This is a genomic window from Streptomyces sp. NPDC085946 (genome assembly GCF_044540485.1).
Taxonomy (GTDB): domain Bacteria; phylum Actinomycetota; class Actinomycetes; order Streptomycetales; family Streptomycetaceae; genus Streptomyces.
The window spans coordinates 139665-154954 of the sequence record NZ_JBITSF010000002.1; the positions used below are offsets into that span (position 1 = coordinate 139665).

Annotated in this window: 12 protein-coding genes and 1 pseudogene; 11 read left to right on the forward strand and 2 right to left on the reverse strand. The window is 74.5% G+C overall.

Annotation, left to right across the window (positions count from 1 at the left end; genetic code table 11):
- Positions 1-65: 65 nt before the first annotated feature.
- Both ACIF8T_RS06270 and ACIF8T_RS06275 read left to right on the forward strand, forming a co-directional pair.
- Positions 66-1523, forward strand: a complete 1458-nt coding sequence (locus tag ACIF8T_RS06270; protein WP_400031741.1) for an aminopeptidase P family protein — start codon at positions 66-68, stop codon at positions 1521-1523.
- Positions 1524-1664: 141 nt separating this feature from the next.
- Positions 1665-3032: a PLP-dependent aminotransferase family protein gene (locus ACIF8T_RS06275; RefSeq protein ID WP_400031743.1), complete on the forward strand. Its 1368-nt coding sequence runs from the start codon at positions 1665-1667 to the stop codon at positions 3030-3032.
- Positions 3033-3235: 203 nt separating this feature from the next.
- Here the strand turns inward: ACIF8T_RS06275 and ACIF8T_RS06280 are convergent.
- Positions 3236-4080: pseudogene (locus ACIF8T_RS06280) on the reverse strand (triphosphoribosyl-dephospho-CoA synthase).
- Positions 4081-4360: 280 nt separating this feature from the next.
- Positions 4361-4819 carry an ATP-binding protein gene (locus tag ACIF8T_RS06285; protein ID WP_400031745.1) on the reverse strand — a complete coding sequence of 153 codons (459 nt, stop codon included), beginning with the start codon at positions 4817-4819 and terminating at the stop codon, positions 4361-4363.
- A 222-nt stretch (positions 4820-5041) separates the two neighbouring features.
- Between ACIF8T_RS06285 and ACIF8T_RS06290 the strand changes: the two genes are divergently transcribed.
- The 9 genes from ACIF8T_RS06290 to ACIF8T_RS06330 all read left to right on the forward strand — a co-directional run bounded on the left by ACIF8T_RS06290 (position 5042) and on the right by ACIF8T_RS06330 (position 15258).
- Positions 5042-5860: a hypothetical protein gene (locus ACIF8T_RS06290; protein WP_400031747.1), complete on the forward strand. Its 819-nt coding sequence runs from the start codon at positions 5042-5044 to the stop codon at positions 5858-5860.
- A gap of 312 nt (positions 5861-6172) precedes the next feature.
- On the forward strand, positions 6173-6916 hold the full coding sequence (locus ACIF8T_RS06295; RefSeq protein ID WP_400031749.1) for a YcnI family protein: 744 nt from the start codon (positions 6173-6175) through the stop codon (positions 6914-6916).
- 153 nt (positions 6917-7069) lie between these two features.
- Entirely contained in the window at positions 7070-7723 is a 654-nt protein-coding gene (locus ACIF8T_RS06300; RefSeq protein WP_400031751.1) for an SCO family protein, read from the forward strand.
- Positions 7720-8196, forward strand: a complete 477-nt coding sequence (locus ACIF8T_RS06305) for a copper chaperone PCu(A)C (RefSeq protein WP_400031753.1) — start codon at positions 7720-7722, stop codon at positions 8194-8196. The genes ACIF8T_RS06300 and ACIF8T_RS06305 overlap by 4 nt, the downstream gene beginning before the upstream one ends.
- Before the next feature lie 13 nt (positions 8197-8209).
- A complete protein-coding gene (locus tag ACIF8T_RS06310) occupies positions 8210-10333 on the forward strand; it encodes a copper resistance protein CopC (RefSeq protein WP_400031755.1) in 2124 nt (707 codons plus the stop codon).
- Between the two features lie 8 nt (positions 10334-10341).
- Positions 10342-11634: an iron uptake transporter deferrochelatase/peroxidase subunit gene (gene efeB / locus ACIF8T_RS06315; protein WP_400031757.1), complete on the forward strand. Its 1293-nt coding sequence runs from the start codon at positions 10342-10344 to the stop codon at positions 11632-11634.
- A 61-nt stretch (positions 11635-11695) separates the two neighbouring features.
- Entirely contained in the window at positions 11696-12628 is a 933-nt protein-coding gene (gene pheA / locus ACIF8T_RS06320; protein WP_400031759.1) for a prephenate dehydratase, read from the forward strand.
- A 537-nt stretch (positions 12629-13165) separates the two neighbouring features.
- The gene (serS, locus tag ACIF8T_RS06325) at positions 13166-14443 is read left to right on the forward strand and encodes a serine--tRNA ligase (protein ID WP_400031761.1); all 1278 of its coding nucleotides are present in this window, start codon (positions 13166-13168) and stop codon (positions 14441-14443) included.
- Complete coding sequence (locus ACIF8T_RS06330; protein WP_400031763.1) at positions 14440-15258, forward strand: HAD family hydrolase; 819 nt, start codon at positions 14440-14442, stop codon at positions 15256-15258. Before serS ends, ACIF8T_RS06330 begins: the two co-directional genes overlap by 4 nt.
- Positions 15259-15290 lie beyond the last annotated feature (32 nt).

The window sequence follows — 15290 nt, forward strand, 5'->3', positions numbered from 1 at the left end:
CCCGGGCCCCTTCCGCCGCGACCGTACGATGGGGGTGGTCCACTGCCGTATCGAGGAGGATGACCGTGGCCGAGGAGCTCCCGGAGACCCCGGAGACCGCCGAGGAAGAGCCGATCAAGCAGCGCAAGAACGGCCTGTACCCGGGCGTGTCCGACGAGCTCGCCGAGAACATGCGGACCGGCTGGGCCGACACCGAGCTGCGCGACCTGGAGCCGATCCCCCAGGCCGCCCGGACCGCCGCCCGCCGCGCCGCGCTGTCCGCGCGCTTCCCGGGCGAGCGCCTGGTGATCCCCGCGGGCAACCTCAAGGTCCGCTCCAACGACACGGACTACCCCTTCCGCGCGTCGGTCGAGTACGCCTACCTCACCGGCAACCAGACCGAGGACGGCGTCCTGGTCCTGGAGCCCCGGGGCGAGGGCCACGAGGCGACCGTCTACCTGCTGCCGCGCTCCGACCGCGAGAACGGCGAGTTCTGGCTGGACGGCCAGGGCGAGCTGTGGGTCGGCCGCCGCCACTCCCTCACCGAGGCCGAGAAGATCTACGGCATCCCCGCCTCCGACGTGCGGGAGCTGGCCGGCGCGCTGCGCGAGGCCACCGGCCCGGTGCGCGTCGTGCGCGGCCACGACGCCGGCGTCGAGGCGGCGCTGACCGACAAGGTCACCGCCGAGCGCGACGAGGAGCTGCGCGTCTTCCTCTCCGAGATGCGCCTGGTCAAGGACGACTTCGAGGTCGGCGAGCTGCAGAAGGCCGTCGACTCCACCGTGCGCGGCTTCGAGGACGTCGTGAAGGTCCTCGACAAGGCGCAGGCGACGTCCGAGCGGTACATCGAGGGCACCTTCTTCCTCCGCGCGCGCGTGGAGGGCAACGACGTCGGCTACGGCACCATCGCCGCCGCCGGCCCGCACGCCTGCACGCTGCACTGGGTGCGCAACGACGGCCCGGTCCGCGCCGGCGACCTGCTCCTGCTGGACGCGGGCGTGGAGACGCACACGTACTACACCGCCGACGTCACGCGCACGCTGCCGGTCGACGGCCGGTACACCCCGATCCAGAAGAAGATCTACGACGCCGTGTACGAGGCCCAGGAGGCCGGCATCGCGGCCGTCAGGCCGGGCGCCAAGTACCGCGACTTCCACGACGCGGCGCAGCGCGTGCTGGCCGCGAAGCTCGTCGAGTGGGGCCTGGTCGAGGGTCCCGTCGAGCGGGTCCTGGAGCTCGGTCTGCAGCGCCGCTGGACGCTGCACGGCACCGGCCACATGCTCGGCATGGACGTCCACGACTGCGCGGCCGCGCGCACCGAGACGTACGTCGACGGGACCCTGGAGCCCGGCATGGTGCTCACGGTCGAGCCCGGCCTGTACTTCCAGGCCGACGACCTGACCGTGCCGGAGGAGTACCGCGGCATCGGCGTGCGCATCGAGGACGACATCCTCGTCACCGAGGACGGCAACCGGAACCTCAGCGCCGCGCTGCCCCGCCGGTCGGACGAGGTCGAGGAGTGGATGGCCGCGCTGAAGGGCTGACGGCGGACCGAGGGGCCGGGCACCGGGGAGGTGCCCGGCCCCTCGTCTGCGGGTAGACGGTGGCCGGCGCGCCCTCGCGGCGCGCCGCACATCGGCACGGCTCCGCGCCGCCTCCGGCGCGGGCACTCACGGGGGGTAGTGGTGGACGCGTTCTGGTCGGGTGTCGGGGACGGGCTGCGGGCGGAGTCCGACTCCCCGGAGGGGCGCAGAGCGGGGCTGGAACGGGCTCTGCGGGACGCCGTACGGGACGGGCGGCTGGCGCCCGGGACGCGGCTGCCGGCGACCCGGCGGCTCGCCGCCGAGCTCGGCCTCTCGCGCGGCACGGCGAAGGCGGCGTACGACCAGCTGGTCGCCGAGGGGTACCTGACGGCGCGGCAGGGCTCGGGCACCCGGGTCGCCGCGCTGCCGGCCGTCTCCGACGAACGGCCGGACGCGCCGGCGCACACGCGTGCCCCGCGGCTCGACCTGCGGCCGGGCAGCCCCGACGTCGGGGCGTTCCCGGCGGCGGCCTGGCTGCGGGCGCTGCGCCGGGCCATCGCGACGGCGCCGTCGCTGGCGTACGACTACGGGGACCCGCGCGGGCGGATCGAGCTGCGGACCGCGCTGTCGGGGTACCTCGGGCGGGCCCGCGGGGTCGTCGCGCCGCCGGAGCGCATCGTGATCACCTCGGGCTACGTGCAGGGGCTGGCGCTCCTGACGCGCGTGCTGGACGGCGCCGAGGTCGCCATGGAGGACCCCGGGCTGCCCTTCCACCGGGAGGTGGTGCGGCGCAACGGCGGGACCGTGGTGCCCGTACGGGTCGACGAACGCGGCGTCCGCGCCGAGGAGCTGGGCGATGCCCGGGCGGTCGTCGTCACGCCCGCCCACCAGTACCCGACCGGCGTGACCCTGCGCCCCGAGCGGCGCCGGGCGCTCACCGACTGGGCCCGCGCGCGGGGCGGGCTGATCGTCGAGGACGACTACGACGGGGAGTTCCGCTACGACCGGCAGCCCGTCGGCGCCCTCCAGGGGATGGCGCCGGGCCAGGTCGCCTATCTGGGCACCGCCTCCAAGACCCTGGGGCCCGCGCTGCGGCTCGGCTGGATGGTGCTGCCGCCGCACCTCGTCGACGAGGTCGCCGAGGCCAAGCTGCACAGCGACCACCACACCGAGTCCATCGGCCAGCTGGCCCTCGCCGAGCTGATCGAGAGCCACGCCTACGACCGGCACGTGCGTGCGTGCCGGCTGCGCTACCGGCGCCGCCGCGACCAGCTCCTGGACCGGCTCGGCCCGCGGCGCGCGGTGCGCGGGATCGCGGCCGGGCTGCACGCGCTGGTCGACGTCGACGACGAGGCCGAGGTCCTGGCGCGGGCGGAGGCGGAGGGCCTCGCGCTCGGCCGCCTGGCCGACCACTGGCACACGCCCGGCGAAGGGCGGCCGCAGGGGCTGGTCGTGGGGTACGGGACACCTCGGGAGCGGGTGTACCCCGAGGCGCTGGAGGTGCTGGGGAAGGTGCTGGACGGGGGCTGAGCCGCCTCTTCGGGATCCTGTCGGCTGCTTCGGGACCCCGTCGGCCGCTTTGAGACCCCGTCGGCCGCTTTGAGACCCCGTCGGTCGCTTCGAGGCTCCGCCGGCGGCTTCGAGGCTCCGCCGTCGGCCGGGCGCTTCCGGTCGGGCCGGCATGCCTCCGGTCGAGCCGGCCCGCTCCCGGTCGGACCGGCCCGCTCGTCCGGTCAGGCCGGCCGCGCCCCGCCCGGTCCGGTGACCGCGGCCGGCAGGGCGTCCAGGTACAGGGCGCCCGCCAGGAGGCCCGCGCTGCCCCGCGGGCTCCACGCGCGCGCGTGCAGGTCGGCGTCGAGGGCGGCCAGGGCCGCGGCACCCGCCTCCGTCGCCGTGCCGCCCGCCTCCAGGACGGCCCGGGCGCCGGACCGGACGTGCCGGAGGCCGATCGGACCGCGGTGTGGAGCAGTTCGGTGTCCTGGAGGGAGGACATCACGGGCAGCAGGGCGTCCGGGCGGGCCTGCGCCTCGGTGGCGCCGCGGGCCCGGGTGCCGGCGAGGGCGTCCAGGGCCCGCCGCACGTGCGGGAAGCCGGCCCGGGCCTCGCCGCGGGCCCCGGCCGCGCCGTACCGGGCCGACACGGAGGAGCCGCGCGACGGGCGGCGCGGGGCGCCCCGGTCGGGGTGCGCCGCGATCCGCCCGGCCGTCGCCGCGATGTCCCGCGGCGCGGCGCCCGGGTCGAGGGCGGTCGCGGCGACGAGCAGCCCGAGCGTCCACAGGGCGCCCCGGTGGCCGCCTTCGGCGAGGGCCACCGAGTGCTCGGCGGACCGCCCGATCGCGCCGAGCTCCGCGCGCAGCCCCGCGCCGGGTCCACCGGTGCGGCGGGCCGCGGCGGCCATCGCCGCGAGGCCGGGGGCCAGCGCCCGGGCCGACCGGCACAGGGCGCGGTGGTCCCGGCCGGTGGCCCGGGCGGCCAGGTCGCGCGGGTCGGGCAGCCCCGGCTTCGGGGCCAGCGTCAGCTGCCCGGTCAGCGCGTCCACGGCCGCCTGCGCGAGCGTCTCGTCCGCGGGGCCGCGCATCGCCGCCCCGCTCAGGACGCGGCCGGGGCCGAGGGCGAGGAAGCCCGTGCGACCTCGGCGGGGGCGCTCGTGTGCACGGCCCCGGACGCGAAGACCTGGTCGCGGATGTCCTGGTGATGTCCCGTCATGGGCCGGACCGTGGACAGGCCGCCGGTGAGGGAGGCGGGTCCGGGCTGGGAGCCGCCTGGGAAGGGGCCGCGGGCAACGGTGACGGCCCCCGCCGCACGGCGGAACGGTGACGGCCCCCGCCGCACGGCGGCGCGAAGGCGGCCGGCCGGCGCTACACCACCATCAGCGGCGCGTCCTTGCGCCACTTCAGGATCTTGTCGAAGCTGACCACCGTCCCGCCGCGCCCCGGCTTGTTGCCGATGTGGACGTGGTCGGCGAGGTGTTCGATCAAGCACAGCCCGCGGCCGTGCTCCGCGTCGTCCGGCGGCTCGGGACGGCCCGGCCGGGCGCGGCCCGCGCCGGGGAAACCGGGACCCGCGTCGGCGACCTCGATCCGGCACTTCTCGCCGTCCAGGTACGCGGTCACCCGGTACGCCTCCGAGGAGCCCTCCCGCGCGGTGTCCCCGCCGTGCTCGACGGCGTTGGCGCAGGCCTCGCTGAGGGCGACGGACAGGTCGTAGGAGATGTCGGGGTCCACGCCCGCGGTCTCCATCGTGCCGATCAGGAGCCGCCGGGCGAGCGGCACGCTCGCAGCTTCGCGCCGCAGATGGAGTGACCACCAGATGCTCATGCTCCAGCCTCCTGGCTGCGGCTCGACATACCGTTACGTATTGCCCTGAGTGCCCGTGTGTAAGCGTGAAGTTGACATGATGCCGCCCATACGGCGGATGCGCGCCGGGCGTGACCGGTGTATGCGGGGGCGGCTCGGGCCAGAAGGTGACGTTCCGGTCGTACGGCATCTTGCGGACCTGCCGCACGGCGGCGGGACGGCCAGTGCGATGATGGGCCCGCCATGTCTGCCCCCCACCCGCGCACGGCGCGCCCCGGACTCGACCTCCGGATGCTGCGGGCCGCGGTGTTCGCCGCGGTCTGCGTCGTGCTGGCCGGGGCCGGGCATGCGCTGGCCTCGTGCGCCGCGATCCCGCTGTGGACGCTGGGCGTCGGGTTCCTCGGGACGGCCGCGGTCGCGGCGCCGCTCGCCGGGCGCGCGCCGTCGCTGCCGGGGACGGCGGCGCTGCTGGCGGCCGGCCAGACCGTTCTGCACACGCTGTTCGGGCTCGGCCAGCACGGTACGGCGGCCGCCGCGGGCTCCGCGGGCACGGTCTCCGACGCGACGCTGGTCCAGCAGGCCGCCCGGCTGGTGTGCGGGGCGACGGCGGCGGCGATCAGCCCGGCCGAGGCCCAGCGGATCCTCGTCGAGGCGCGGGTCCACCCGGCGGCCACCGCCCACCACCCGGCGGACGCCATGTCGACCGCCGCGGACTCCTCCGCGTCGCTGCTGCCGTCCCTGCCGATGCTGCTGGGCCACGTCCTGGCGGCGCTCGCCGCCGGGTGGCTGCTGCGCCGGGGCGACCTGGCCCTGCTGCGGCTCATGGAGATCTCCGCCCAGTCGGCGCACGGACTCGCCGAGGGGGCGCTCGTACGGTCCCTGCGCGCGGCACTCGCCCTGGTGCGCGCCCTGCGCGCCGGGCTGCCGGGCGCGGCCGGGAGGCTCCCGCGCCCGTCGCGCACCGACTCCCCCGCGCCGGCCGCGTGCCGCAGCACCGCGCTCCAGCACACGGTGATCAGGCGGGGCCCGCCGGAGGCCGGCGCGCTCGCCCTGGCCGCCTGACCGACCCGACCGCCACTCCGCCGCAGGAGGGGGGAGCGTCGGCGAGCGGCACGCGCGTGCGCGCCCGTTCCCGCGTTCTTCTCGCGTGCGTGCGCCGGCCGGGAGCCGGCCGGAGTCCACCGGAAGGCGGCCGGAAGCCGAACCGGAGCCCCTCGGGAGCCGGCCGGAAGCCGTTGCGCGGCCTCTTCCGTGGAGCCCGCCGGGAACCGGTCCCGGCCGGACCGGGACCGGGGCCGTCCGGCCGACGGCACCCCCGCGCACGCGTGCCCCTCTTCCTCACCGACACCACATCCGAAGCGGAGTGCACCTGCCATGAAGGTTTCCCGTATCACCGCCGTCGCCGCCGTCGCCGGCACCGCCGTCCTCGCCGTGTCCGCCCCCGCCTTCGCGCACGTCACCGTGCAGCCCGAGGGCGACGCCGCGAAGGGCGGCTACGCGGTCGTCGACTTCAAGGTCCCCAACGAGCGCGACGACGCCTCCACCACCAAGCTGGAGGTCACCTTCCCCACCGACCACCCCATCGCCTCCGTGCTGCCCGCCCCGGTCGACGGCTGGGACATCGAGGTCACCAAGTCGAAGCTGCCCAAGCCGCTCGAACTGCACGGCAAGCAGATCACCGAGGCCGTCACCAAGGTCACCTGGACGGCCGACGGCAAGGGCATCGAACCCGGCTTCTTCCAGAAGTTCCCGGTCTCGGTCGGCGCGCTGCCCGAGGACACCGACGAGATCGTCTTCAAGGCCCTGCAGACGTACTCCGACAAGGACGTCGTCCGCTGGATCGAGGTGCCGCAGGAGGGCCAGGAGGAGCCCGAGAAGCCGGCCCCGGTGCTGGAGCTGTCCGACGCCGAGGACGGCCACTCGCACGGCGCCTCGGACGACACGGCCTCCGGCGACGCCGAGGAGGCCGAGAAGGCCTCCGCCGACACCACCGCCGCCGAGGCCGACACCGACGACACCGACACCACCGCCCGCGTCCTGGGCGTCGTCGGCATCGTGGTCGGTGCGGCGGGCGTGGCGTACGGCGTGCTCGCCGGCCGCCGGCGCACCGCTGCCTGATCCGTTCGGGGGCGCCCGCGCACCGTGCGGGCGCCCCGGCCGAAGCCGGCCCGGCCCACCGGGGCCGGCCGCCGTTCGCGGCGGGCACCGGGGTCCGACCACGGGTCCGGACCCCGGTGCCCGCCGGAGCACTCACATCTGGGACATTTTTCTATGCGCACCAAGACCTTCGCCGCGGCCGCCCTGCTCGCCGCCGCCTCCCTGACCCTGACCGCCTGCGGCAGCGGCGCCGACAGCGACAAGCCCGTCGCGGTCGTCTCCGAGGAGGCCGCCTCCGACCGGGCCGCCACCGTCCTCGACAAGCCGTTCGAGAAGCCCGACCTCGTCCTGACCGACACCCGGGGCGAGAAGTACGACCTGCGCGAGGAGACCGCGGGCAAGCCCACGCTGATCTACTTCGGCTACACCCACTGCCCCGACGTCTGCCCGTCGACGATGAGCAACATCGCCGTGGCGAAGAAGGCACTGCCCAAGGCCGAGCAGGACGCGCTGCGCGTGGTCTTCGTCACCACCGACCCGGACCGGGACACCCCGGCCGAGCTGGGCAAGTGGCTCACCGGCATCGACACCGAGTTCATCGGCCTGACCGGCGACTTCGCGACCATCCAGGCCGGCGCCCGCACCCTCGGCATCTCCATCGAGCCGACCACGAAGGACAAGAACGGCAAGCTGGTCTCCGAGCACGGCACCCAGGTCGTGGCCTTCTCCCCGAAGACCGACGGCGGATACGTGCTCTACGGCGAGGACGCCTCCGTCGACGACTACACCGAGGACCTCCCCGAGCTGGTCAAGGGGGAGAAGCCGTGAGGCGCCCCGCCCCGGCGGCCCTGGCCCTGGCGGGGGCGCTGACCCTGGCGGCCCTCTCGGGCTGCGGCGCGGACACCGGCCCGGACGCGTCCGGCGGGACGGCGGACCTCTCCGTCGGCTCCGCCTACATGCCGCAGCCGGTCTCCGACGAGCTGGCGGCCGGCTTCCTCACCATCACGAACGACGGCGGGTCGGCCGACGAGCTGACCTCCGTCACCAGCGACATCGCCGGTCAGGTCACCGTGCACGAGACCACCGGCGGAGCGATGCGCGAGGTCGGGCGCCTCACGATCCCCGCCCACGGGAAGCTGGTGCTGGAGAGCGGCGGCAACCACCTGATGTTCGAAGGGCTCAAGCGCAAGCCGAAGGAGGGCCAGACGGTCTCCGCCGAACTGCGCTTCGCCCGCTCCGCCCCCGTCACGGTCGAGATACCGGTGAAGCCGGCGACGTACACCCCGCACTCCGGACACTGAGGGAAGGACCACTGTGACGCCGACCATCGCCCCCCGCGTCCGGCTGCTGGTGCTGCTGCTCCTGGCCGTCACGGGCGCGCTGTTCGCGGGTGCCGCGCCGGCCTCCGCGCACGCCGCGCTGACCGGCAGCGACCCCGGGCAGGGGACGGTGGTCGACGAGGCCCCGGCCCGGGTCTCGCTCACCTTCTCCGAGCCGATCGCGCTCTCCGACGACGCGCTGCGCGTGCTCGACCCGCGGGGCGAACGCGTCGACACCGGCAAGCCGTCCTGGGCGAGCGGCACGACGTACGCCGTGCCGCTGCACAGCGGCCTGCCCGACGGCACGTACACCGTGACCTACCAAGTGGTGTCCGCCGACAGCCATCCCGTGACCGGCGCCTTCACCTTCTCCGTCGGCGCCCCCTCCGCGACCTCCGTCACGTTCGCCGACCAGGGCGCGAACGGCGGGGTCGTCGGCTGGCTCTACGGCTTGGGACGGTACGTGTCGTACGCCGGGTTCGTCGTGCTGACCGGCGGGGCCGCCTTCGTGCTCGCCTGCTGGCCGCGCGGCTCCGGCGTACGGGCGGTGCAGCGGCTGGTCGTCTCCGGCTGGGTCGCCCTGACCGCGGCCACGCTGGGACTGCTGCTCCTGCGCGGCGCCTACACCGGCTCCGGGGAGGTCGCCGACGTCTTCGACCTCGCGCTGCTCGGGCAGGTGCTGCAGACCAAGACGGGCGCGGCGCTGGTGTCCCGGCTGCTGCTGCTCGCGGCGGCGGCCCTGTTCATCGCCGTGCTGTTCGGCGCCTACGACAAGCGGGAGGAAGAGGAGAAGCGGGACCTGACCTTCGGACTCGCGGTCGGCGGGGGTGTCGTGGCGGCGGGGCTCGCCGCGAGCTGGGCGATGTCCGAGCACGCCTCGACCGGGCTCCAGGCGGCCCTCGCCATGCCGGTGGACATCGTCCACCTGCTGGCCGTCGCCGCCTGGCTCGGCGGCCTGTGCGCGCTGCTGGTCGCGCTGTACCGGGCGCCCGCGGACGCCCCCGTCGGGTCCGCCGCCGTGCGCCGCTTCTCCCGCCTCGCCTTCGGCAGCGTGCTCGCCGTGGTCGTCACCGGGACCTACCAGTCCTGGCGGCAGCTCGGCTCCTGGTCGGCGTTCACCGACACCCGGTACGGGCAGCTGCTGCTCGTCAAGATCGCCCTCGTCGCGGTGCTGGTCGGGGTGGCGTGGACCTCCCGGCGGTGGACGGGCCGCCTGGCGGACCCCGCCCCGGACCGGAGCGCACGGGAGGCGGAGCGCGTCGGGACGGCGGCGGCCGCCGGCTCCGCCCCGAAGTCGCACGGAGCGGCCGACCGCGGTGAGGAAGGCGGCACGGCCCCCGACGCCGCCCGGGACGAGGACCCGGCCCCCGGCACCGGCCCGGCCGACGGTCCCGAGGCCGGCTCCGGTCAGGACGCGCACGGAACGGCAGACCGCGGCCGGGACGGCGAGACGGCGGCCGACCCTGCCGGGGACGAGAACCCGGCCCCCGGCACCGGCCCGGCCGACGGTCCCGAGGCCGGCTCCGGCGGTCTCGACCCGGAGCGCGCCGCGCAGCTCGCCCGGCAGCGGGCGGCGGTGGCGGCGGCCCGGCAGAAGCGGGCCCGCGACGCGGACCCGCACCGCTCCGGCCTGCGCCGCTCCGTGCTCGCCGAGGCGGGCGTCGCCGTCGTGCTGCTCGCCGTCACCACCGTGCTGACCCAGACCGAGCCGGGGCGTACCGAACAGCAGGCCCGGGCGGCCGCCTCGTCCTCCGCCGCCCGGTCGACCGGCGCGTCGGGGGCGCTGACCCTGACCATGCCGTTCGACACCGGCGGCGCGGACGGCAAGGGCGTCGTCACGATCGACCTCGACCCCGCGCGGGTGGGCGGCAACGCCCTGCACGTCTACGTGGAGCGGCCCAACGGCCGGGCCTTCGACATCCCCGAGGTGAAGGTCGCCCTCACCCTCACCGCGCAGAAGATCGGGCCGCTGCCCGTCGTCCCCGACCACCTCAGTACCGGACACTGGTCGGCGAGCGGAGTGCAGATTCCCATGGCGGGCGACTGGAAGGTCGCCGTGACCGTGCGGACCTCCGACGTCGACCAGGTGACCGTCTCCAAGAACGCGCAGATCGGCTGAACCCCGCCATGCCCGACCAGTCCCTTCCGCAGGCCCCGACCCCCGAAGAGGCCTCTGACCAGGCCGTACCCGGGAACGCCCGCACCGCGGAGGGCGTCTCCCGGCGCCGTCTCCTGGGCACCGCCGGCGCCGCCGGTCTCGTCCTCGGCGCGGCCGGCGGGGCCGTGGGCTACGCCGCCCGGCCCGCCGAGACGGCTCCGCTCACCTCCCTGGGCAGCGACGAGGTGATGTTTCACGGGAAACATCAGCCCGGCATCCTCCAGGGACTCCAGGCCCGCGGCCACCTCGTCGCCTTCGACCTGACCCCGGGTGCGGGCCGCAAGGAGGCGGCCGCCCTGCTGCGCCGCTGGTCGCAGACCGCCCGGCGGCTGATGGCCGGCGAGCCGGCCCCGCACGACGACACCGACGTGGCCCGCGACGCCGGACCGTCGTCCCTGACGGTCACCTTCGGCTTCGGCCACAGCTTCTTCGCCCGGACCGGCCTGGAGAAGCAGCGCCCGGCCGCCCTGGACCCGCTGCCGGACTTCTCCTCCGACCGTCTCGACAAGGCGCGCAGCAACGGCGACCTGTGGGTGCAGATCGGCGCCAACGACGCCCTGGTCGCCTTCCACGCCCTGCGCGCCCTCCAGAAGGACGCGGGCTCCGCCGCCCGGGTCCGCTGGCAGATGAACGGCTTCAACCGCTCGCCCGGCGCCACCGCCCACCCGATGACGGCCCGCAACCTGATGGGCCAGATCGACGGCACCCGCAACCCCAAGCCCTCCGAGTCCGATTTCGAGAAGCGGATCTTCGTGCCGGCCGGTGGCGAGCCCGCGTGGATGGCGCACGGCTCCTACGTCGTCGTACGCCGCATCCGGATGCTGCTCGACGACTGGGAGAAGCTGTCGGTCGCGCGGCAGGAGGCCGTGATCGGGCGGCGCAAGGCGGACGGGGCACCCTTGTCCGGGGGCACCGAGACGACCGAGATGGACCTGGAGAAGACCGACGCGAACGGCGACCTGGCCGTCCCGATCAACGCCCACGCGCGTATCTCGCGCCCCGACCAGAACGGCGGCGCGGCGATGCTGCGGCGCCCCTTCTCGTACCACGACGGCATCGACGCCGACGGCGTGCCCGACGCGGGCCTGCTGTTCATCTGCTGGCAGGCCGACCCGTTGCGCGGTTTCGTGCCCGTGCAGCGCAAGCTGGACCGCGGCGACGCCCTGGCGCCCTTCGTCCGGCACGAGGCGAGCGGGCTGTTCGCGGTGCCCGGCGGGGCCGCGGAGGGCGAGTACGTGGGACAGAAGTTGCTGGAGGGATGAGGGTCACCCTTGAGTGGGCGTGTGGCGGATGCGCTTTCCACAAGCCCATTAGGGTGAGCTCATGCCAGCGAGCTATGCGTATCTCGGTCCCGAGGGCACCTTCACCGAAGTCGCCCTGCGGACGCTCCCCGAGGCGGCGACCCGGGCGCTGATCCCGTACGTGTCCGTGCAGTCCGCGCTCGACGCGGTGCGAACCGGTGAGGCCGAGGCGGCGTTCGTGCCGATCGAGAACTCCGTCGAGGGCGGTATCACCACCACCCTCGACGAGCTGGTCGCGGGCAGCCCGCTGATGATCTACCGCGAGGTGCTGCTGTCGATCACCTTCGCGCTGCTGGTGCGGCCCGGCACCCGGCTGGCGGACATCAAGACCGTCTCCGCCCACCCGGCCGCCCAGCCGCAGGTGCGCAACTGGCTGAGGAAGAACCTCCCGGACGCCACCTGGGAGTCCGCCGCCTCCAACGCGGATGCCGCGCGCCTGGTCCAGGAGGGCCAGTACGACGCCGCCTTCGCGGGCGAGTTCGCGGCCGCCCGGTACGGTCTGGAACCCCTGGAGACCGGGATCCACGACGCGGAGAACGCCCAGACGCGGTTCGTGCTCGTCGGGCGGCCCGCCCGGCCCGCGGCGCCGACCGGCGCGGACAAGACCTCCGTCGTGCTCTGGCAGCGCGACGACCACCCCGGCGCCCTGCGCGACCTGCTGGGCGAGTTCGCCTCCCGGGGCATCAACCTGATGCTGCTGCAGTCCCGGCCCACCGGCGCCGGCATCGGCAACTACTGCTTCTGCATCGACGCCGAGGGCCACATCTCCGACCGCCGGGTCGCCGAGGCCCTGACGGGGCTCAAGCGGATCTGCCTCCAGGTCCGGTTCCTCGGTTCCTACCCCCGCGCGGACGTGCGGCCGGGTGATGCGCGGTCGCCGCTGCCCGGGACGTCGGACGCCGAGTTCGCGGCCGCGGCGGACTGGGTGGCGCGCTGCCAGGACGGCCGGTTCTGACCGGCGCGACCTCGGGTTTCGTTATCCACAGGAGTTATCCACAGGTGGGCTTCTCGACCTGGGGACAAGTCGATACGGAAACATGATCCTGTCGACAAATCGCCCTACAGGCCGTCGATGCGCTCACCTGCACGCATCCTGCCCTTCGTCCATCATATTCCTTCGAGTAACTCTTCAGGGTGACCCACGTCCACTCGAAAGTGTGGGTGAGACGGGTTTGTGCCGAGAATTCCAAGGACTGGCCCCTGTAGCGGAGCGATCAATTCCGAAGTCCACAGATCTTGCACACAGCCTGTGGACAACTCTCCGGGACGTGTGGACGGCTGTGGACAACCACATCCCAAGTCCCGTTCTCCACAAGGAAATCCGGGCGGCGGGCACCCCGCCGCCGCTACGTCCCAAAGGGTGAGACGCTTTTCCTTCGCCGCTGGGTACATAGCCCTCATTTCCTCCCGGACCGGGGTACGAGCCGCGTCCGGACCCTGACGCGGAAGAGGGAGTCGTGGGCTGTCATCCCGCACCGGTAGCCTTGACCGCGTGATTGACCTTCGCCTGCTCCGTGAGGACCCCGACCGTGTGCGCGCGTCGCAGCGCGCCCGTGGAGAGGACGTCGCGCTCGTCGACGCCCTCCTGTCTGCCGACGAGCGGCGGAGGTCGTCCGGCGTCCGCTTCGACGAGCTGCGCGCCGAGCAGAAGTCACTCGGCAAGCTCATCCCCAAGGCCTCGCCGGACGAGAAGGCCGACCTGCTGAAGCGGGCCGAGCAGCTCAAGGCCGACGTGAAGGCCGCCGACGCCGAGCGCGACGCGGCCGACGCCGAGACCCAGGAGCTGCTGCTCCGGCTCGGCAACCTCGTCCACCCCGACGTGCCCGTCGGCGGCGAGGAGGACTTCGTCACGCTGGAGACGCACGGCACGATCCGCGACTTCGCCGCCGAGGGCTTCGAGCCGAAGGACCACCTGGAGCTCGGCCAGATCCTCGGCGCCATCGACGTCGAGCGCGGCGCCAAGGTCTCCGGCTCGCGCTTCTACTTCCTGACGGGCGTCGGCGCGCTGCTGGAGCTGGCGCTGGTGAACGCGGCGATCGCCCAGGCCACGGCGGCCGGCTTCACCCCGATGCTGACCCCCGCGCTGGTCCGCCCCCAGTCCATGGCGGGCACCGGCTTCCTCGGCCAGGCGGCCCAGGACGTCTACCACCTCGACAAGGACGACCTGTACCTGGTCGGCACGTCCGAGGTGCCCCTCGCCGCGTACCACATGGACGAGATCATCGACGCCGACCGCCTGCCGCTGCGCTACGCGGGCTTCTCGCCCTGCTTCCGCCGCGAGGCCGGCTCGCACGGCAAGGACACGCGCGGCATCTTCCGCGTGCACCAGTTCGACAAGGTCGAGATGTTCTCCTACGTCGCTCCCGAGGACTCCCAGGCGGAGCACCAGCGCCTGCTGGAGTGGGAGAAGCAGTGGCTGACCTCGCTGGAACTGCCGTTCCGCGTGATCGACGTCGCCTCGGCCGACCTCGGCTCCTCGGCCGCCCGCAAGTTCGACTGCGAGGCGTGGATCCCGACCCAGGGCAAGTACCGCGAGCTGACCTCGACCTCGGACTGCACCGAGTTCCAGTCCCGCCGCCTGTCGATCCGCGTCCGCGACGGCAAGACGGTCCGCCCGCTGGCCACGCTCAACGGCACCCTGTGCGCCGTGCCGCGCACCATCGTGGCGATCCTGGAGAACCACCAGCGGGCCGACGGCTCCGTGTACGTGCCCGAGGTGCTGCGTCCCTACCTGGGCGGCCGGGAGATCCTGGAACCGGTCGGCAAGTGAGCGAGGCGACCGCCCCCGCGGGCCTTCCCTACCGGCTGATCGCGACCGACCTCGACGGGACGCTGCTGCGCTCCGACGGGTCGGTCTCACCGCGCACGCGTGACGCGCTCGCCGCGGCCACCGCGGCGGGCGCCGCGCACATCGTCGTCACCGGCCGCGCGGTCCCCTGGACCCGGCACATCCTCGACGACCTCGGCTACGACGGCCTCGCCGTCTGCGGCCAGGGCGCGCAGGTGTACCACGCCGGGGAGCACCGCCTGCTGACCTCGGTCACGCTGGACCGGCAGCTGGCCGGTCTGGCCCTGGCCAAGATCGAGGCGGAGACCGGTCCCCTGTACCTGGCGGCCAGCCGCGACGGCCTGGACGGCGAGGTGCTGGTGGGGCCCGGCTACGCGGTGCAGGGCACCCTGCCCGCGACGCCCTTCACGGACGCGTCGGACCTGTGGACCGCGCCCCTGAACAAGCTGTACATCCAGCACCCCGACCTCACGGACGACGAGCTCTGCGAGGTGGCCACGCGCACCGCCGGCGGTTTCGTCACCGTCACGATGGCGGGCGAGGGCATCGTCGAGCTGCTCCCCCTCGGCCTGTCCAAGGCCACGGGGCTGTCCCTGGCGGCCCGCCGCCTCGGCATGAAGGCCGTCGACACGATCGCCTTCGGCGACATGCCCAACGACCTTCCGATGTTCGCCTGGGCCTCCTACGGGGTGGCCATGGCCAACGCCCACGGGACGCTGAAGGCCGTCGCGGACGAGGTGACGTCCTCCAACGACGAGGACGGGATCGCGGTGGTGCTGGAGCGGATGCTGGGCTGAGCCGGGCTCAGCCCGCGGTTCGGCGTTCGGCG

What these genes read in the sequence shown, in the direction of transcription:
- ACIF8T_RS06285 (WP_400031745.1), bottom strand. Translation starts at nt 4,819, where the DNA reads ATGAGCATCTGGTGGTCACTCCATCTGCGGCGCGAAGCTGCGAGCGTG.
- ACIF8T_RS06290 (WP_400031747.1), top strand. Translation starts at nt 5,042, where the DNA reads ATGTCTGCCCCCCACCCGCGCACGGCGCGCCCCGGACTCGACCTCCGG.
- ACIF8T_RS06295 (WP_400031749.1), top strand. Translation starts at nt 6,173, where the DNA reads ATGAAGGTTTCCCGTATCACCGCCGTCGCCGCCGTCGCCGGCACCGCC.
- ACIF8T_RS06300 (WP_400031751.1), top strand. Translation starts at nt 7,070, where the DNA reads ATGCGCACCAAGACCTTCGCCGCGGCCGCCCTGCTCGCCGCCGCCTCC.
- efeB (WP_400031757.1), top strand. Translation starts at nt 10,342, where the DNA reads ATGCCCGACCAGTCCCTTCCGCAGGCCCCGACCCCCGAAGAGGCCTCT.
- pheA (WP_400031759.1), top strand. Translation starts at nt 11,696, where the DNA reads ATGCCAGCGAGCTATGCGTATCTCGGTCCCGAGGGCACCTTCACCGAA.